Here is an 18,651-nt window from a genome sequence, read left to right as displayed (position 1 = left end):
CCCCAACCGCCACGCGTCCCCGGCCGCCGAGCCCAGGAACCCGCCGCACGTACATCAGCCATTCGTCCGGCAGCGACCGCCCAACCGCCCTGCATCGGCGCGGCCGGCACCGCCCACCCGCGCGCTGTGCCGGTGGAACCCGGTGGCCTGGAGGACGGCCAGCAGCAGGTTGCCCACGAGCATGGCGACCCACAGCCCGGTGACCCCCCAGGTCGCGGCCACGGGCACGGCGGCCAGAGCGAGCAGCCCGTACCCGGCGGCGAAGTACGCCAGGCTGGCCCCCGTCCGCTTGAGCCCCGTCAGGCCGAAGCCCTGCACAGCCTGGACCGAGTCGGCCATCGAGGACAGCAGCATGAGCGGCAGGAGCCCCAGCGCCACGCCGCGCACGGCGGGATCGCCGGTGAACAGCCCCAGCACCGGGCCGCCCAGCACCAGCAGCGTCAGCGCGGCGAGCGTGGTGCCGCCGACGGCGAGCAGGGCCGCGGCGCGGTTGGCGCGGCGCGCCGAGGCGACGGTGGCGGCCCGCGACACCTCGGGCACCGACGCCTGCCCGACCGCCATGGCGGCGAGCACGACGAACCCGGTGAGCGTGGCCAGCACCGCGTGCGCGGCGGCGTCGCGGGCGCCGGTGATGCCGGCCGCGAACGTGATCACGCCCAGCGCGCCGAACTTGATCAGCACCGTCGCCGCCAGCGGCAGGCTCACCGCGGCCAGCCGGGCGATCTCCCGCGGTCGCGGCCTGCCCCGGCCGACCGGACGGCCCAGGGCCCGGCGCAGCGCCAGGTCGCCGACGCCGACCAGGGTCAGCCCCGACAGCGTCCAGGCCACCCCGACACCGGTCAGCCCGAGCGGCGGCACCAGCGCGACGGCCAGCGCGATCATCACCGCCGTGCTCGCCAGGCTCGCCCACAGCACGCCCCGGCTGCGCCCGATGGCCACCAGCACGGCGGTGGCGCCGCCGCCCGCGGCGTAGATCACCAGGTAGAGGGCGAGCAGCCAGGGCAGCACCCCCAGCTCGGCCACCACCTCGGCGGGCACCCCGGCGGCCCCGGCCAGCGCGGGCACGCCCAGCACCGCCAGCGCTCCCGCCATCCCCACGAACAGGCTCAGCCACCGGGCGTCGCGCAGCACCGGCAGCACCGCGTCGGGGTCGTCGCGGTGCGGGGCGACGAACGGCGCGAGCCCGCGTAACGCGCCCGCGACGGCCGTGGACGCGGGAGTGAGCACGGCGGTCATGACGGCGAAGGCGGCGAGCGTGACGGTGGCGTGGCGGCCGAGCACGGCGGTGACCACGACCGCGCCGAGCAGGTTGGTGACCATCGAGAGGAACAGCGGCACCGAAGCGCGCACCAGCCCCGAGAACACGGCCCCAACCCTATGGCCTGGAGCGCACTCCAGGTACCTAGTGTGGAAAGCATGGACTACGTGAACCTCGGGCGCAGCGGCCTCCGGGTCAGCCCGCTCTGCCTCGGCACCATGAACTTCGGCCCGCACACCTCCGAAGAAGACTCGTTCGCGATCATGGACAGGGCTCACGAGCTGGGCCTCAACTTCTTCGACACGGCCAACGTCTACGGCTGGAAGAAGGGCGAGGGCATCACCGAGAACATCCTGGGCCGGTGGTTCGCCCAGGGAGACGGCCGCCGTGAGAGAACGGTGATCGCCACCAAGCTCTATGGCGACATGGGCGACTGGCCCAACGAGAGCAGGCTGTCGGCGCTCAACATCCGCCGGGCCTGCGACGCCTCGCTCAAGCGCATGCAGACCGACTACATCGACATCTACCAGGCCCACCACGTCGACCGGCGCACGCCGTTCGACGAGTTCTGGGAGGCGATGGAGGTGCTGCGCCAGCAGGGCAAGATCCTGTACGTCGGCTCGTCCAACTTCGCCGGCTGGCACATCGCCAAGGCGCAGGAGACGGCGGCCCGGCGCGGCTTCTTCGGCCTGGTCAGCGAGCAGAGCCACTACAACCTGCTGACCAGGGCGGTCGAGCTGGAGGTGCTGCCCGCGTGCGAGGACTACGGCCTGGGCGTCATCCCGTGGAGCCCGCTGGCCGGCGGCCTGCTCGGCGGCGTCCTGCGCAAGATCGACAAGGGCCGCTCGGCCGCCGACCGCATGCTCACGGAGCTGGAGAAGCACCGCGACAAGATCGAGCGGTACGAGAAGCTCTGCGACGAGCTGGGCGAGGACCCCGCGCACGTCGGGCTGGCCTGGCTGCTGAAGCAGCCCGCGGTGACCGCGCCGATCATCGGCCCGCGCACCCTGGAGCAGCTCGACGGCACCATGCGCACGCTCGAGATCGAGCTCGACGACGAGGCGCTGGCCAAGCTGGACGAGATCTTCCCTGGCCACCGCACCGCGCCGGAGGACTACGCCTGGTAGGGCGTCAGGTCACCAGCGCGCCGACGATCACGATGAGCATGAGGAGGCCGAGCACCAGGGGCAGCAGCCAGGAACGAGGACGGTCCACGCCCAGGAGCCTAGCCGGGCGACGCGGGTGCGAGCGCCCACTCGTCCAGTGACTCGTACCTCACCCGCGGCCCCGGCTCGCTCATGAACAGCCGGATCGTCTCCGCCCGCCACGTCGAGCCGGTGAATCCGGCCAGCGAGTCGACGAGCGGGCGGAGGTCGGTCTCGGCCTTGGCCCTGGCCAGCGTCAGGTGCGGGTGGAAGCGCTTTTCGTCGTTCGCGGCGCCGGCCCGGCGGCCGGCGGCCCTGACGGAGTCGACCAGCCGGACCATCGAGTCGCCCGACAGGCCCGCCCAGAACACCCGCGCGCGCCGTACGGACGAGAACGCGCCGAACCCGGTGAAGGCCAGGGCCGGCACGGGGTGGCGGCCGGCGGCGCGGGCCAGGCGGGCACGCAGGTCGGGCAGCGCCCGCTCGGGCACCTCGCCGAAGAAGGCCAGCGTGACGTGCCAGGTGGCGCGGTCCGGCCAGCGCAGCTCCGGCACCTGCCCGACGTGCGGCGCGATCGCGCGTTCGAGCTCGTCCAGCACCTCGTCGGGCGGCAGCACGGCCGCGAAGAGCCTCATACCCCCAGTGTGTCCCGCCTCAGGTGGTGGCAGGCACCGCCCGCCGCCGCGCCACCCGCCCGGTGATCATCCTGGTGACCAGGACGGCCATCGCGGTGCCGGCCAGCACGAACCCGCCGGCCAGGACGGCGCCGGCCCTCGGTCCGCCGAGCTCCGACAGCCAGCCGACCAGGGACGCCCCGATGGGCGAGCCGCCGACGAAGACCAGCATGTAGATGCCCATGACGCGGCCGCGCATCTCGGCCGAGGTGGCGAGCTGGACGGCGGCGTTCGCGGCGGTGTTGACCGTGATCAGCGCGACGCCGGCGGGCACCAGCAGGACCAGGTAGAACAGGTAGGACGGAGCCAGCCCGGCAGCGATCTGGAACACGCCGAAGCCGATCGCCCCACCGAACAGCATCCTGCGCGAGATCGTGACCCTGCGGGCGGCCAGCAGCGCCCCGGCGAGCGCGCCGACGGCGAACATGCTGGAGGCCAGGCCGAACGAGTTGGCCCCCGCCTTGAACTCCTCGCGGGCCATGAGCGCGATCGACATCGAGAACGCCTGCGAGAACATCGACACGAAGGCGATCAGCAGGATCGGCATCAGCAGCTTCTCGTGGCGCAGCACGTACCTGAGCCCCTCGCGCAGCTGCCCCTTGGCCCTGGGCACCGGGTCCGACGGGCGCAGCTCGGCCTTCCGCATGAAGACCAGGCTGGAGATGACCGCGGCGAACGTGAGCGCGTTCATCAGGAACAGCGGGCCGGTGCCGCCCAGCATGTAGATGAGCATGCCGGCGACGGCCGGGCCGACGACGCGGGCCAGGTTGAAGCTGGAGCTGTTGAGCGCGATGGCGTTGGGCAGGTCGTCCCTGCCGACCATCTCGACCACGAACGCCTGCCGGGTCGGCACCTCGACGCAGGAGATCATGCCGAGCGTGAAGGCCATCACGTAGACGTGCCACTCCTGGGCGGCGCCGGTCATCGTGAGCACGCCGATCGCCAGGGCCAGCGTGGCCATCAGCGTCTGCGCGGTGATGAGCAGGGGCCGCTTCGGGTAGCGGTCGGCCAGCACGCCGCCGAACATGCCGAACAGCAGCATGGGCAGGAACTGCAGAGCCGTGGCGGTGCCGAGGGCCGCGGCGCTGCCGTTGGTCAGGTCGAGGATCAACCAGTCCTGGGCGGTGCGCTGCAACCAGGTGCCGACGTTGGAGACCGCGCCGCCGATGGCGAACATGCGGTAGTTGCGAATCCTGAGCGACCGGAACATCCCGGTCCTGGGTTCTTCAGGCTCTAGATCCTGCTGAGTTTCTCCAGGATCGGAGCCGCCTGACGGAGAATCGCCCGCTCCTCCGGCGACAGCTCCTTCAGTTGCCGTGTCAGCCATGCTTCCTTGCGCGCCCGCTCCTCCTTCAGGAGCTTCCTGGCGGTGTCGGTCACGGTCACGGTCACTTGGCGCCGGTCGCTCGGGTGCGGGCTGCGCGACACCAGGCCGCGCTCCTCCAGCCCGGCGATCACGCGGGTCATCGAGGGCGGTTGCACCTTTTCGAGCTCGGCCAGCTCGCCAGGGGTTATCCCGTCGTGCCGCTCGACGGCGGCCAGAGTCGCGAACTGGGTGGGAGTCAGCGGGTGCGCCGCGGCCTGCCTGCGCAGCCGCCTGTTGAGCCTGGCCAGGGAAACGCGCAACGCGGAAGCCAGACCGGCGTCGCTTCGCAGGTCCATCCGGGACTGAGGTCTTGTTAGCATGCGTCATTACCTTTGCTAACTATAGCCGCGGTCAAGAAATTTCCCAAGCCACATTCCGTCTCACCCATTGATACCCAACGGGCCGCCGTCCTCGCGGACGGCGGCCCGTACTTCCTGGTCAGAGCCCGAGCATGACCCTGATCGGGCCGAGCGCGAAGTACAGCACGAACAACGCCGCGACGGCCCACATCAGCGGGTGGATCTCGCGCGCCTTGCCGCGGACGACCTTGATGAGGACGTACGAGACGAAGCCGGCGCCGATGCCGTTGGAGATCGAGTACGTGAACGGCATGAGCACGATGGTGAGGAACGCCGGGATGGCGATCTCGTAGTCGGTCCAGTCGATGTCGCGGATCGCGGTCATCATCAGGAAGCCGACCACCACCAGGGCGGGCGCCGCGGCCTCGTACGGCACGATCTGGACGAGCGGCGCGAAGAAGATCGCCACCAGGAACAGCGCGCCGGTCACCACGCTCGCCAGGCCGGTCCGCGCGCCCTCCCCGACGCCCGCTGCCGACTCGACGTAGGTGGTGTTGGACGACACCGAGCCGGCGCCGCCGACGACGGCGCCGAGCGAGTCGACGAGCAGGATCTCACGGGTACGCGGCAGCGTCCCGTCCTCCTTGACCAGGTCCGCCTGGCGGCCGACGCCCACGATCGTGCCCATGGTGTCGAAGAAGTCGGTGATGAGCAGGGTGAACACGAACAGCACGGCGAGCAGCAGCCCGGCCGAGCTGAACGCGCCGAACGGGTCGAACTCGGCGAACAGCACGAGCGGGTTGTTGAAGCCGAAGACCTCGCTGGGCCAGGCGGGGACGTTCAGCTGCCAGCCGTCCGGGTTCTCCGGCGAGGACGCGCCCGAGCCGGTCAGCGCCTCGACGACGATCGCGATGAGGGTGGTGCCGGCGATGCCGAGCAGGATCGCGCCCTTGACCTTGCGCGCCACCATCGCCGCGGTGGCGAGCAGGCCGATGACGAAGACGAGGATCGGCCAGGAAGACAGGTTGCCGCCGATGCCCATCTCCAGCGGCGGCCCGGCGGCCACCCGGCGCACGAAGCCCGCGTCGACGAACCCGATCAGCGCGATGAACAGGCCGATGCCGACGCTGATCGCGGTCTTGAGCTGGGACGGGATGGCACGGAACACCGCGACCCTGAGCCCGGTCAGCACCAGGATGCCGATCACGATGCCTTCCAGGAAGATCAGGCCCATGGCCTCTTCCCAGGTCATCAGCGGGGCGATGTTGAACGTCACGAAGGCGTTCAGGCCGAGCCCGGCGGCCAGGGCGAACGGCACCCGGGCGATCACACCCATCAGGATGGTCAGGACACCGGCCACGAAGGCGGTGCCCGCGGCCACCAGCGCCACGTTGGGCGTGGTGCCGTCGCCGATCACCTCACCCTGGATGTCCTTGCCGTTGGCGATGATGATCGGGTTCAGCACCACGATGTACGCCATGGTGAAGAACGTGGCCAGGCCACCGCGCACCTCACGGGAGACGGTGGAGCCGCGTTCGGTGATGGAGAAATACCGGTCTATAGCGGTACGGGAGTCACTCACGGGCGAACTGTGACACTTGGGACGATTCGCCAAAAGTGCTGGTAACCGTATCGAGATGCGATTGGAAGCTAGGCTGGATGCTGTGACGCAGCAGTGGCACCCCGACCCCGAGCCGATCGAGACCAACGACACCGCCACCATCGCCGTGGGCACCGGCCTCTGGGCGATCGCCCTGGTCGCCTTACTGATCTTCCCGCCCGCCCCGGAGAACTCCTGGTGGATCTGGACGTGTGTCACCGGCGTGGGCTTCGGCTTCTTCGGCATGTGGTTCGTCCACCGGCTCCGCCGCTGACATCTGTCATCCCGCGCCGCTTACGGGAGTCACCCCGAACTGCTGTTTCCTTGCACTACCTGAGCAAACGCCTCCCCTTCCATGCTTGATGGCATGAAAAGGACCTTGTTCACCTCCCTCGTGCTCGCCCTGGCGGCGACCGGCTGCGCCGCCGCCGAGAAGCCCGCCGCCGAGCCGGCCGCGCGCGACACCGGGGCGGTGGCGTGGCAGGCGTGCACCGACCTCATGGGGCCCGACGGCAAGACCATGACCCCAGAACCGGCCCTCGAATGCGGCACACTCGCCGTGCCGCTCGACTACAGCCGGCCCGACGGCGACACCATCGACCTCGCCCTCATCCGGATCAAGGCCACCGGTGACCGCCTCGGTTCGCTCGTCTTCAACTTCGGCGGCCCCGGCGGCTCCGGCGTCGACACGCTGGCGCTCGCCAGGCAGGCCTTCGCCGGCCCCGGCAGCGCCTACGACCTGGTCAGCTTCGACCCGCGCGGCGTCGACAGGAGCGCGGGCGTCAAGTGCGGCGGCAAGGTGGAGGAGCTGATGTCGCCGGCCGCCGGGAAGAACCCCGACAAGGCCGCCCGCGAGTTCGCCGCTGCCTGCGAGGCCGACTCGGGCAAGGTGCTCCCGCACGTCGGCACCGTCAACGCCGCCCAGGACCTCGACCGCATCCGCGACGCGCTCGGCGACGACAAGCTCAACTACTTCGGCCTCTCGTACGGCACCCACCTCGGCTCGGTGTACGCGACCAAGTTCCCCGAGAAGGTCGGCCGGTTTGTGCTCGACGCCGCCTACGACCCGAACGTCACCTTCGAGCAGCGGGCGCTCACCCAGATGAAGGGCTTCGCCCAGGCCTTCGAGGCGTTCGCGAAGGACTGCGTCGCACAGGGCTGCGACCTCGGCAAGTCCCCCGCCGAAGCGCGCCAGACCGTCGAAGCGCTGATGGACGACCTGAAGGAGAAGCCGCTCAAGGTCGGCGACCGGCAGCTCACCTACGGCCTGGCCCAGTTCGCCGTCATCACCCCGCTGTACGCCAAGGCCACCTGGCCGATGCTGGAGCAGAGCGTCGCCGCGGCGCTCAAGGGCGACGGCACCACCCTGCTGGCGCTGGCCGACAGCTACACCGGCCGCAGGCCCGACGGCACCTACTCGACCATGATGACCAGCCTCCAGGCCATCAGCTGCGCCGACACCTCCCAGCGGCCGACAGCCGCCGACATGGCCGCGCTCAACGAGCAGGTCGAGAAGATCTTCCCCATCATGTCGGTCGAGAGCACCTCAGGCGCCTGCGCCCACTGGCCCACCGAGGGCAGCGACGAGGCCAAGCACATCGACGCCACCGGCTCGGCCCCGATCGTCGTCATCGGCGGCAAGGGCGACCCCGCCACACCGTACGAATGGGCGGTGTCGCTGACGGACCGGCTCAAGACCGGCGTCCTGGTCACCTACGAGGGCGAGGGGCACGGCGCCTACCTGAGCGGCAGCACGTGCGTCGTCCGCACGGTGGACGCGTACCTGTTGAAGGGCACGATGCCCGAGTCCGGTGCCGCCTGTCCCGCCGCATGATCCGAATCGCGGAGGTCGGTGCGGAGCTTCCGGCCAGAAACGCCGGAGCTTCCTGCCAAAGTCAAAAGCTTCTCGGGAACCCCCTCGGGCTGGGCGCCGTCAGCAAGCCTTCGGCCTGCCCGGCCCACCGTAGGTCCGGAGAGCGGGCCGGAGCGGGCGTGGGTCGGATCGCCACACGCCCGCCTCTTTCCAGGACGCCAGGACAGGTCGCCTCCGTCAGGAGTTCAGGACCGGTTCCGCTTCCTCCAGGAGCTCAGGACAGGTCCGCCTCCGCCAGGAGCAGGGGGACCGCGGACGGGTCGCGGAGCATGGCGGCCACCGCTAGGCGGTCGTTCCACTGGCCGGTGGCCCAGGCCAGGCCGCGGGCCAGGCCGTCGAGGCCGGTGCAGTGGACGGCGCCCTCGAAGAACCGCCACGCGCACGGCACGCCGTCCACCAGCAACTTCTCGTGCTCGACGTAGGTCTCGGGGGCCGTCGGGAGCAGGGAGCGCACCTGGGGCGGCACCTGCCGGGTCTCGCCGGCGGTGGTGACCTCGCCGGCCGCCACCTCGCCGGCGAGCGGCAGGTCGAGCAGCTCCGACAGGGACTCCGCCAGGTCGTAGGGAGCGAGCACCAGCGGCCGGTCGGTGACCAGCTGCAGCAGGTCGGGCGCCTCCACCACGACGACGTCCTCGGCGGCGGCCACCACGATGTCGCCGCCGAGCACGGCCCGCACCCGGGACGGCGGCGCCACCCGATCGGGCTCGACCGCCGCCAGCGCCACCCACAGGGAACGCAGCTGCGCCCGGTCGACCTCGATCGACTCGTCGGCCATGAGGTCGAGCAGCTCCTCGGGGCCGCCGTGGGAGTCGAGCAGGTCGGCGAGCGTGCCGCGCACGCCGAGCATGGCCAGCGCCCCCTCGTCCAGCCCTTCCGGCGCGTCCGCGTACAGGCCCTGCAGCAGTGGGTCGGCGCCGGGCAGCCGCAGCTCGCGCGGCCTGCGCCCGCCCAGCACCGGATGGCCGGCCAGCCACCAGGCGGTGTAGGAGGGCACCTCGACGCCCTCGATCCGCAGCGGGTGGAGGGCGGCGCGCAGCGGCGGGCGGGTCAGCAGCCGCAGCGCCGCCGGCCAGTCGGCGACCAGTTCCAGATCGCGCACGGCGGCGAACTCCGGCACCACCGGCGGCACGTCCAGCTCCGGCAGCAGGTCGAGCACGTGGTCGAGCCACTCGTCCTCGCCGTCGAGGTCGTGGTCGCACTCGTCGCGGTCGAGCAGCACGTCGGAGTCGTGCACCACGGCGAACCCGTCGAGCACGCCCGCCGCCTCCAGCACCCGCGGCCCGTAGGTCTCCTCCAGCTCGCGGGCGGCCACGCCGAGGTGCGTGTCGGGCTCCAGCAGCCCGGCGAGCGCCCCTTCGGCCAGCATCAGCTCACCCGCCGGGTAGAGCTCGCCGTCGGCGCCGGGCAGCGCCAGCTCGGCCAGCCACGGCGCCTCGCCCGGCGCCAGCCCCGCCGCCTGGACCAGGGACAGCACGGCGTGCGCGACCGGCCCCGCGTCGGGGTTGTCGAGCGACTGGGCGACGGCGGCCTTGGTGATCGGGTCGTCCAGGATGGTGCGCGGGGTGGCCTCGGCGGCGCCCAGCCGCAGCAGCGCGGGGTGAGCGGCCTCCGGATGCACGATGCGCAGCCCCAGCGGCGTCAGGTCGAGCGCGGACCCGCCGTCGGTCAGGATCAGCGTGCCGCGCGGGCCGCGCACCAGCCGCCCGTCGGCCAGCGGCACCGGCAGCGCGCCGAGCGACTCGGGGTCGTCGGCCGGCAGCACCTCGTAGAGCGAGCGCCACCACGAGGGCTCGCGTCCCTCCACCGCCTCGCCGGAAAGCAGGTCGACCACGTCGGACAGCTCGACCCTGCGCACGCCCAGCGAGGTCATCGCGGGATGCCGGGCGGGCCAGCCGGCGGGCAGCAGCCCGGGGACGAACGCGGCGACGGCGTCGAGCAGCTCGCCCGACCCGGCCACCACGGCGGCCTCGCGGCCCGAGACGACCCAGCCGTCCTCCCCCGGCTCCCGCGACGGGTGCTCGACCAGCCATTCGGCGTCGGGCTCGTAGACCTCCGCGTCGGCGAACGAGGGCGTCCGCACGGCGGGCGCGGGTGCCGACAGCGCGGGCAGCAGCGGGGTGTCGGGCAGGCGCTGGAGCACGGCGCGGCGGACGCGCGCGTCGAGCTCGCCCTTGCCCATGTACGAGGGCACCAGGTCGAGCAGCTTGGGAGTGCGCGGCAGCTCCTCCAGCAGCCGGACGTAGGCGTCGGCGGCCTTCTCGACCAGGAAGTCGGCCAGCGGCCCCTTGGCCACGTGGCGGCGGTCGGTGGCCATCGGGAACGACGCGATGAGCAGCGCGGGCAGGTCGATCGGCTCGTCGCTGGGCGTCGGCGCGTGCACGACCGGCGGCACCGCGGCGGGCAGCGGCCCCGGCTCGCCGATGCCGGTCAGCGGGACCGCCCAGCGGACCGACCAGAACGGGCGCGCCCGCTCCTCGGTGGGCCGGTCGGCGAACAGCTCCGCCACCTGCTCAGGCGCGAACTCGCCGGACTCGGAGACGACGTGCCAGCCGTCGGCGGTGACCCTGCGGACCTCGCCGTCGAGGTCGATCTCGATCACGGACAGCGCGGGCATGCCCAGCGGGAGCGCCGGGCTCGCCTCCTCCAGCATGCGCCGGACGGCCAGGGCCGACGCGTCGTCCTTCAGCGGGAGGCGTACCAGGGTGTCGAACCCGTCGGGCACGTCGAGCGGGCCGTCCTCGAACGGCAGGCGCAGCAGCGGCACGTGGCCGGAACGGGCGGCCAGCTCGCCCGCGAGCTCCGGCACCGAGGCGACCAGCTCGGCCGTCTCCGCGCGCGACCAGCGCACCGAGCCGGAGCCGCGGGAGCCGATCACCGGCTCGTCGCAGACCGTCACCACGGCCGCGAACCCGACGCCGAACCGCCCGGCGGCGCCCGCCTCGTCACGCTTGCCGGACACGCGGAGCGTGGCCAGGCTCTCCACGCCGGTCGCGTCGAGCGGCGCGCCGGTGTTGGCGGCCGTCAGCACACCGCCGCGCAGCGTCAGCCTGAGCACCCCCGGCACGCCCGCGCGCAGCGCCGCGTCCGCGGCGTTCTGCGCCAGCTCGACGATCAGGCGGTCGCGGTAGCCGCCGAGCGCGAAGTCCTCCTCGGCGTTGGCGTCCTCGCGGAACCGGGCGGGCGAGGCCGTCCACGCGGCGAGCACGGCGGCTCGCATCCGGTCGGTGCCAAAGGTGTCGGTCATCGGTCACGATCCTGGGGTCGAACGGTACGGGGCCACCGTAGGCTAGCGGCCCGCACCGTCAGGAGTGGCCGAGCTCTTCGGAGTCGGATTCGCCGACCGAGCCCGCCTCCTCCTCCATCAGGTCGAAGCCCAGGTCGTCGAGGATGGGCACGGCCTGCTCGACGGGCGGCGGCAGCACCGCCGCCTCCGAGTGGGCGCCGCAGCCGTGGTCGGCGGCGACCACCTTGCCGTCGTCGGGCGCGTACTCGTTAGTGCAGACCCCGAACAGCTGCCGGAGCCCACCCGCGAGCAGCCAGTAGAAGCCGCAGGTGGAGCACTGCGCGGGAGCGGCGTGTGCGATCGGTGTGTGCGGCCCGTGCTCGCCGGAATGCCAGCGCCTGGCGGTCCGGTCTCTGCCGATGGCCGAGAGCACACGGGCCCGGCCCAGGCCGTACTCGAAAATCGTCTGCTGCTCCGCCTCGTCGTCGAGTTCGGCGAAACCCGGCACCAGCCGGTCGTCGTCCTCCGGCGTGGGCAGCAGGTCGCCGACGCCCAGGTCGCCGGGGCGCAGGCGCTCGCTCCACGGCAGCCACTCGGGAGCGCGCAGCGCGCCGGAACCCGGCAGCAGGACGGCCTCGCTGACCGTCACCTTCTTCGCCCGCGACGCCCGGGTGACGGTGACGGCCCACCGCCAGCCGCGATAGGCGCGGTCCTGGCAGGCGAAGTAGTGGGTGACGACCCGGTCTCCCTCGCTCTCGTAGCCCAGGTGCTCGCCGGGCTCACCCGGCCGCGCCAGCTCCTGGGCCGCGTCGCGTGCCAGGTCAACGGCGGCGACACAGGCCTGGTCGGGCGCGGCGGAGCGGGTCCTGGCACGGCTCATCGGCCTGCCTCCGCCGAAAGGTGCTGTTCGCTCACACTTCATTCTCTCCCATGGCTGACCGTGCCGGGGCCGACTAGCCCGCATTCCCGCCTGCCGCTTCCCCGAAACACCGGATTCCGCCACAAGATTTGCGTCCTGACGCGACAGATGACCGCAAGTGGTGCGAAAGCGGGGGTGAGGGTTGGAGGGGCGATCGGGTAAGACTGGTAAGCGTGGAGGGAGGCTGGGAGCGAGCGCGCGACCTCTCCCGGCGCGTGGGGCGCGGCGTCGCCGACGCGGGCCGGGCTACCGCGCGTGCCGGCAAGGCGACCGCCGGCGGCACCGCGCGGGCCGGGAAGGCCACCGCGGGCGCGGCGCGGTCTGTCGGCCGGGCCACCCGCCGCCTCACCCACGCCAACGGCGCCGACCGCACCGGCCTCGGCCGGCTGATCGAGCTGACCGCCGGCCACAGCGCCGGCGACACGCTCGTCACGGTCGCGCTGGCCAGCACCGTCTTCTTCGGGGTGCCCGTCGGCGAGGCCCGCGGCCCGGTGGCGCTCTATCTGGTCATCACGATGCTGCCGTTCGCGCTGCTCGCGCCGTTCGTGGGGCCGATCCTCGACCGGTTCAGGTCGGGCCGGCGCTATGTGATGGCCGGCACGCTGTTCGGCCGCGGCCTGCTCTGTTTCGCGATGGCGGCGGCCGTCGGCCCGCAGGACCTGCTGACGCTGTTCGGGGGCGCGCTGGGCGTGCTGGTGCTGTCGAAGGCCTACAACGTGTCGCGTGCCGCGATCATGCCGAGCGTGCTGCCCGCCGACATCACGCTGGTCTCGGCGAACGCGCGGGTCGCGCTGTTCTCTCTGGTGACGGCGGGCGTGATGGTGCCGGTCGGGGCGGGGCTGACGCTCTGGCTGGGCAGCGCCACGATGCTGCGCGTCGCCATGGTGGTGTTCCTGGCCGCCGGGGTGTTCGCGGTGCGGCTGCCGCGCCACGTCGACTCGCCCGACCTGGAGGAGGAGACCTCCGAGGAGGGCAGGGCGCCGCGCTGGCGGACGCTGCTCCAGGTGGGCCCGGCGGTGGCCGAGGCGGTCTGGGCCAACGTCGCCATCCGGCTGTTCTCCGGATTCCTGCTGTTCTTCCTGCTCTTCCTGGTGCAGGACAAGGTCGTGCCGTGGCTGGCGCCGCCCGCGCCCGACCCGTTCTTCGACATGACCAAGACCCTCGCGGTCCTGACGCTCGCGGCCGGGCTGGGCGGCCTGGCCGGCGCGGTGATCGCCAACTGGACCCGCAACCACGCGCCCGGCCTGCTCGTCCTGCTGACGCTCGCCACGACGGCGGTGACCGCCACCGTGACCGCGATCCTCTTCGGACTCTGGGCCGCGGTGGCCATCTCGCTGGTCACCGCGTTCGCCCAGGAGCTGGGCAAGCTCGCGCTGGACGCGATCGTGCAGCGCGAGATCGGCGAGGAGGTGCGCTCGTCGACGTTCGGCGTGGTCGAGGCGTTCCTCCAGCTCGCCTGGGTGTTCGGCGGCCTGATCGGGCTCGGGCTGTCGCTCACCGAGAGCAGCGCGGCCGGGCTGGTCACGCTCGCGTGCGTGCTCACCGTCACGCTGGGCTGGCTCGTCGTACGACGCCGCGCCCGCGTCAGGGCGGCCAAGGAGCGGACGCGGGAGGCCGCCGCGGAGGCCGAGACGGCCCCGTACGCCCCGCCGGAGCCTCTCGACCGGACCAAACCGCTGACGAACCCGCCCTGAAGCTAGACGTCGAGGTCGTCGGCGACGGCCCTGAGCACCACCGCGACCTTCTTCGCGTGCGCGGCCTCAGGGTGCTTGCCCCGCTGGTAGGACGTGGACAACCCGTCGAGCAGCTTGATCAGGTCCTCGACGATCACCACCATCTCGTCCGGCTTCTTCCGCTTGGCCTTGGGCTTGGTCTTGGCCAGCGTCGGCGGCTGCTCCAGGATCCGCACGGAGAGCGCCTGCTGGCCGCGCCTGCCCTCGGCCACGCCGAACTCGACCTTCTGCCCGGGCTTGAGAGGCCCGGCGTTGGCCGGCAAGGCGGAGGAATGCACGAAGACCTCACCGCCGTCGTCGCGGGTGAGGAAACCGAACCCCTTGTCGGCGTCGTACCACTTGACCTTGCCACTCGGCACAGGAGGACCTCGTTCGAACGTCGTGGATTAGGTGAATGGATGTAGGTTATGCCCCGTAGCGCGGCAGAGCGACCGGGTAAATGCCGGTGAATTACACGAGTTCACGACTCCGTTGCCAACCGGCGAACCAATCGGCAAATTCCGTCAGATCGCCCAGTGCCACGTCGGCCCCGTGGTCGCGCAGCTCGGCCGTGGTGTAGGGCCCGGTGGCGACCGTGACGCTGACCGCGCCTCCGGCCCGCGCCGCTTCGATGTCCGCGACATGGTCGCCGACATATGCGGCGGCGCCGAAAGCGGTGAGCGCGGTTCCTTTGTCCGCGCCGAAAACGGAGCCCACCACGTCGTCCACGTCGAGCCCGAGCCGCCGCACCGTGCTTCTCGCGTCGCGCAGGTTCTTGCCCGTCACCACGATGACCCGCCCGCCGCGCGACTTGACGCACGCGACGGCCTCGTGCGCGCCTTCCATCGCGACGTGCACGGGCACCCCCACCTCGGGATAGATCTCCCTGTAGAGGTCGGCCGCCGCCGCGATCTCCCCGGCGGGCAGCCAGTTGGCCAGCTCCGTCTCCAGCGGCGGGCCGAGCCTGGTCACGATCTTCCGGCTGTCGATGGGCACGCCGAGCCGGGCCGACAACTCGTCATAGACGGCAGCAATACCGTTCCGAGTGTCGGCAAGTGTCATGTCCAGGTCGAATCCCACCGAAGTCGCCACACCTGAAGGATGCCAAAGAACCTCCCGATACGCGTAACGGCTCGGGTCGTGGGACCGTAGTCATCGGAAGGGTTCCTGCCCGGCTGTCAAGGTCCCCGCGGGCCGGCGACTACCCTCCACTGCGGAGGTATCAGAAACGACATGAGCAGATCGCCGAGCACGGGAGCCACCGGGAGCACGCCCGCGAAGGCCGCCGCCACCAGCACGCGCGAGCGGATCATCGACGAGGCTCTGCGGCTCTTCGCCGAACGCGGCTACGCCGCCACGTCCGTGGCCGAGATCGAGGCCGCCTCTGGCCTCTCACCGGGCGCCGGCGGGCTCTACCGGCACTTCAAGTCCAAGTACGAGGTCCTGTCGGCGGCGATCAACGAGCACGCCGCCAGGACCCGTGGCCAGGTCGCCGGCAGCCTCGCCGAGCTGAGCGCCATGGAGACCTCGAAGGACCTGGAGGAGCGGCTGTCGCACCTGTGCAGGGCCGGGCTGGCCAAGGTGCGCGAGGAGTCGGAGCTGACCCGCATCTTCTTCCGCGACCTGAGCCAGTTCCCCGAGCTGGTGGCGGTGGTGCGGCAAGGGCTGCTGCAGCCGATGTTCGACGCCATCGTGACCTGGTTCCACGCCCAGCCCGAATACCGGTCGGCCGACGTCGACTGGCAGGGCATCTCGGCCGTGCTCGGCGGCGCCGTCGTGCAGTACCGGCTGTTCCAGGAGACGGTGGGCGAGACGCCCGGGCACACGGAGAAGGACCAGTTCGTGGCGGCGTGGGTCCGGCTGGCCGTCGGGCTGCTGCCGTCGCCCGCGGCCGTTCACTCCTGATCGACCAGCCGGTAGGCCAGCCAGACCACGCTCACGCCGGTGCCGACCATGAACATGACGCCGCTGGCGTTGAAGAACTCGACCACGAACGCCTCCAGCCCCGGCTCGCCGCCGACCCGCAGACCCCCCACGATCAGCCCGCCCGCGGTGTAGCCGAGCAACGGGGAGCCGATGCCGATCAGCCGGTCGCGCAGCGCCCACGTGTCGCTGAACATCACCATCGCCGAGCCGGCCGCCCACGCGATCACCGGCACCTGGAAGATCGCCACGGGCGCCAGGTCGAACGGCACCAGGAGCGCGGCCACCACGAGCACCAGCAGCGCGGCGACCTCCCGGGGGTGCTCCTTGACCACGGTCCTGGCGTCCCTGCCCTCGGTGACCATGGGGTTCGCCACCGACATCGCGGCCCTGCGGAACCCCGCGAACGGCAGCCCGCGCGCCTCCCTGGCCAGCCGCCGCTCGGCCTCCCGCCTGCTCCGCGCCACGCCCGGCGGCACGTCGTCGCGGATCTTCGGGAACGCGGCGGTGGCCTCCTCCCCCACGGGAGCGACCGCGGCGGCTTCGAGGGGAGCGGTCTCCGCGAGGCGGCGGGCCTCGCGCTCCACCAGCAGCACCGGGTCGCCGAAGCGGGCGAGCAGCCTGGTCACGTCCTTGGCGCTCTGGCTGCCGCGCCGCTCGGCCTCGATCCTGGTACGCAGCCGCCTGGTGAAGTCGAGCCGCTGCTCGGGTCTCAGCACGCCGTGGGCCGCGTCGGCGGCCTTGCTGACGTAGTTGAGAATCAGCTGGTCGGCTCGCTCTATCACGCCTAGCAATGCTGCCCCAATCAGCAGGGACATACCATGGCAACGATGGAGTTCACGGAGTGGATCAGGGGGCGCACCGACGAGCAGCTGCGGGCGCTGGTGACCGCGCGCCCCGAGCTGATCACTCCGGTGCCGGCGCATCTGGAGGGCCTGGCCGCCCGGGCGAGCAGCCCGTCGGCGATCGCCCGGGTGCTCGACCGGCTCGACCGCTTCACGCTCGCCGTGGTCGAGACGCTCGCCGTCCGGGACGGCCCGGTCAGGAAGACCGCGCTGCGCGAGACGGTCGCGGCGGCGCTGGCGGCGGGCAAGCCGGAGCCGGCGCTGACGTCCGCGCTCGACCGGCTGCGCGACCTGGGGCTCGTGTACGGGCCCGACAGCGCGCTCGACCTGGCCCCGGGCGTGCGCAAGGTGCTGGACGACCCGGCCGGCCTGGGCCCGCCCGCCGACGTGGCGTTCCGCCACCATGCGCCGGAGCAGCTCGACGAGATGGCCGACGACGTCGCGCCGGGCACCACCGGGTCCGGCCGGGAGCGCCTGGCGGCGGCGCTGGCCGAGCCGGGCAAGCTGATCGAGGAGGTGCCGCCGGAGTCGCGGGCCGCGCTGGAGCAGCTCGCGTGGGGCCCGCCCACCGGCCGGGTGCCGAACGCCAGGCGCGAGGTGCGCGTCGCCTCCGCCCGCTCGCCGATCGAGCAGCTGCTGGCCCGCGGCCTGCTGGCGGCGGCGGGTGAGGAGAGCGTGACGCTGCCCCGCGAGGTGGGCCTGTATCTGCGGGGCGGGCGGGTGCACCGCGACCTGCTGGCGCTGCCGCCCTCGCTCGAAGGCACGGCCCGGGGCCAGGATCTGGCCGACCGCACGGCCGCCGGGCAGGCGTTCGCGTTCGTACGGGCCGTCGAGGAGCTGTGCGAGCGCTGGAGCATCGAGCCGCCGGGCGTGCTGCGCACCGGGGGCCTGGGCGTGCGCGACATGAAGCGCACGGCGGGCGAGCTCGACCTGCCCGACTGGGTGGCCGCGCTGGTGGTGGAGGTCGCGTACGCGTCGGGGCTGATCGCGGCGGGCGGCAGCGTCGACGGCGAGTGGCTGCCGACCAGCGGCTACGACCTGTGGCGGGTCAGGTCGACCGCCGACCGGTGGGTGGCGCTGGCCGCGGCCTGGCTGGCGATGGACCGGGTGCCCGGACTGGTCGGCGAGCGTGACGATCGCGACAAGCCGCTCAACGCTCTCCACCCCGATCTGCGCCGCTCGTCGGCCGCCGGGGTGCGCAAGGCCACGATGGGCGTGCTGGCCTCCGCGCCGGGGCTCGCCCCGGCGCACGACTCGGTGCTGGAACGGCTCGCCTGGGAGCAGCCGCGCCGCCGGGGGCCGCTGCGCGAGCAGTTGACCGAGTTCGCGCTGCGCGAGGCCGAGCAGCTCGGCCTGACCGGGCTCGGCGTGCTGTCGGGCCACGGGCGGGCCCTGATCACCGGTGCGGAGGCCGCGCCGGTGCTGGCCCCGCTGCTGCCCGAGCCGGTCGACCACGTGCTGCTGCAGGCCGACCTGACGGCGGTCGCGCCCGGCCCGCTGACCAGCGAGCTCAACCGCTGGATGACGCTCGCCGCCGACGTGGAGTCCAAAGGGGGCGCGACCGTCTACCGGTTCAGCGAGAGCTCGGTGCGACGCGCGCTCGACGCGGGCCAGGCCGCCGAGGAGCTGCTGGTCATGCTGGAGCGCCACTCCGCCACGCCGGTCCCGCAGGCGCTGTCGTACCTCGTCTCCGACGTGGCGCGGCGGCACGGCCGGATCCGCGTCGGCACCGCCAGCGCCTACGTCCGCTGCGACGACCCGGCGCTGCTCGACCAGATCACCGCCGACCGGCGGTCGGCGGCGCTGCGCCTGCG

16 protein-coding genes are annotated in these 18,651 nt (G+C 72.4%); 6 read left to right on the top strand and 10 right to left on the bottom strand.

Going from position 1 to position 18,651, the window contains the following annotated elements; all coding sequences use genetic code 11:
- Positions 1–54: 54 nt before the first annotated feature.
- Entirely contained in the window at positions 55–1,365 is a 1,311-nt protein-coding gene (locus tag KME79_RS47265) for an MATE family efflux transporter (protein ID WP_219550115.1), read from the bottom strand.
- A 51-nt stretch (positions 1,366–1,416) separates the two neighbouring features.
- Here KME79_RS47265 and KME79_RS37180 point away from each other — a divergent pair, with 51 nt between their 5' ends.
- Positions 1,417–2,385, top strand: coding sequence for an aldo/keto reductase (locus tag KME79_RS37180; RefSeq protein WP_148035108.1), 969 nt, complete (start codon positions 1,417–1,419; stop codon positions 2,383–2,385).
- Between the two features lie 98 nt (positions 2,386–2,483).
- On the opposite strand, the gene thpR is transcribed toward KME79_RS37180, so the two are convergent.
- The 4 genes from thpR to KME79_RS37160 all read right to left on the bottom strand — a co-directional run bounded on the left by thpR (position 2,484) and on the right by KME79_RS37160 (position 6,324).
- Entirely contained in the window at positions 2,484–3,038 is a 555-nt protein-coding gene (gene thpR / locus KME79_RS37175) for an RNA 2',3'-cyclic phosphodiesterase (RefSeq protein ID WP_219550113.1), read from the bottom strand.
- A 19-nt stretch (positions 3,039–3,057) separates the two neighbouring features.
- Positions 3,058–4,287 carry an MFS transporter gene (locus KME79_RS37170; protein WP_148035110.1) on the bottom strand — a complete coding sequence of 410 codons (1,230 nt, stop codon included), beginning with the start codon at positions 4,285–4,287 and terminating at the stop codon, positions 3,058–3,060.
- Between the two features lie 23 nt (positions 4,288–4,310).
- Positions 4,311–4,739, bottom strand: a complete 429-nt coding sequence (locus KME79_RS37165) for a MarR family winged helix-turn-helix transcriptional regulator (RefSeq protein ID WP_246641068.1) — start codon at positions 4,737–4,739, stop codon at positions 4,311–4,313.
- A gap of 142 nt (positions 4,740–4,881) precedes the next feature.
- Positions 4,882–6,324: an NCS2 family permease gene (locus KME79_RS37160; RefSeq protein WP_261808916.1), complete on the bottom strand. Its 1,443-nt coding sequence runs from the start codon at positions 6,322–6,324 to the stop codon at positions 4,882–4,884.
- Between the two features lie 82 nt (positions 6,325–6,406).
- On the opposite strand from KME79_RS37160, the gene KME79_RS45755 reads away from it, so the two are divergent.
- Positions 6,407–6,616: a DUF2530 domain-containing protein gene (locus KME79_RS45755; protein WP_308249189.1), complete on the top strand. Its 210-nt coding sequence runs from the start codon at positions 6,407–6,409 to the stop codon at positions 6,614–6,616.
- Between the two features lie 93 nt (positions 6,617–6,709).
- Positions 6,710–8,176, top strand: a complete 1,467-nt coding sequence (locus tag KME79_RS37150) for an alpha/beta hydrolase (RefSeq protein ID WP_219550107.1) — start codon at positions 6,710–6,712, stop codon at positions 8,174–8,176.
- 253 nt (positions 8,177–8,429) lie between these two features.
- On the opposite strand, the gene KME79_RS37145 is transcribed toward KME79_RS37150, so the two are convergent.
- Both KME79_RS37145 and KME79_RS37140 read right to left on the bottom strand, forming a co-directional pair.
- Positions 8,430–11,459 (bottom strand): sacsin N-terminal ATP-binding-like domain-containing protein, encoded by a 3,030-nt coding sequence (locus tag KME79_RS37145; RefSeq protein ID WP_219550105.1) that lies wholly within the window; start codon positions 11,457–11,459, stop codon positions 8,430–8,432.
- 58 nt (positions 11,460–11,517) lie between these two features.
- Positions 11,518–12,318 (bottom strand): DUF3027 domain-containing protein, encoded by an 801-nt coding sequence (locus tag KME79_RS37140; RefSeq protein WP_219550103.1) that lies wholly within the window; start codon positions 12,316–12,318, stop codon positions 11,518–11,520.
- Between the two features lie 212 nt (positions 12,319–12,530).
- Between KME79_RS37140 and KME79_RS37135 the strand changes: the two genes are divergently transcribed.
- The gene (locus KME79_RS37135; protein WP_246641065.1) at positions 12,531–14,051 is read left to right on the top strand and encodes an MFS transporter; all 1,521 of its coding nucleotides are present in this window, start codon (positions 12,531–12,533) and stop codon (positions 14,049–14,051) included.
- A gap of 2 nt (positions 14,052–14,053) precedes the next feature.
- Here the strand turns inward: KME79_RS37135 and KME79_RS37130 are convergent, their stop codons facing one another.
- Both KME79_RS37130 and KME79_RS37125 read right to left on the bottom strand, forming a co-directional pair.
- The gene (locus KME79_RS37130; RefSeq protein WP_148035117.1) at positions 14,054–14,449 is read right to left on the bottom strand and encodes a cold-shock protein; all 396 of its coding nucleotides are present in this window, start codon (positions 14,447–14,449) and stop codon (positions 14,054–14,056) included.
- Positions 14,450–14,540: 91 nt separating this feature from the next.
- The gene (locus KME79_RS37125) at positions 14,541–15,161 is read right to left on the bottom strand and encodes an HAD family hydrolase (RefSeq protein WP_219550101.1); all 621 of its coding nucleotides are present in this window, start codon (positions 15,159–15,161) and stop codon (positions 14,541–14,543) included.
- A 141-nt stretch (positions 15,162–15,302) separates the two neighbouring features.
- On the opposite strand from KME79_RS37125, the gene KME79_RS37120 reads away from it, so the two are divergent.
- Positions 15,303–15,974 (top strand): TetR/AcrR family transcriptional regulator, encoded by a 672-nt coding sequence (locus KME79_RS37120; protein ID WP_148035118.1) that lies wholly within the window; start codon positions 15,303–15,305, stop codon positions 15,972–15,974.
- Here the strand turns inward: KME79_RS37120 and KME79_RS37115 are convergent.
- Entirely contained in the window at positions 15,965–16,777 is an 813-nt protein-coding gene (locus KME79_RS37115) for a hypothetical protein (RefSeq protein WP_219550099.1), read from the bottom strand. The genes KME79_RS37120 and KME79_RS37115 overlap by 10 nt on opposite strands.
- A 45-nt stretch (positions 16,778–16,822) precedes the next feature.
- On the opposite strand from KME79_RS37115, the gene KME79_RS37110 reads away from it, so the two are divergent.
- Positions 16,823–18,651 (top strand): helicase-associated domain-containing protein (locus KME79_RS37110; protein ID WP_219550097.1); only part of this gene is annotated, 1,829 nt, incomplete at its 3' end.

The sequence above is a fragment of the Nonomuraea harbinensis genome, assembly GCF_019396385.1.
Taxonomy (GTDB): Bacteria; Actinomycetota; Actinomycetes; order Streptosporangiales; family Streptosporangiaceae; genus Nonomuraea; species Nonomuraea ferruginea.
Note: the sequence above shows the minus strand (reverse complement) of the source record. Positions and strands in the feature narration are given on the sequence as shown.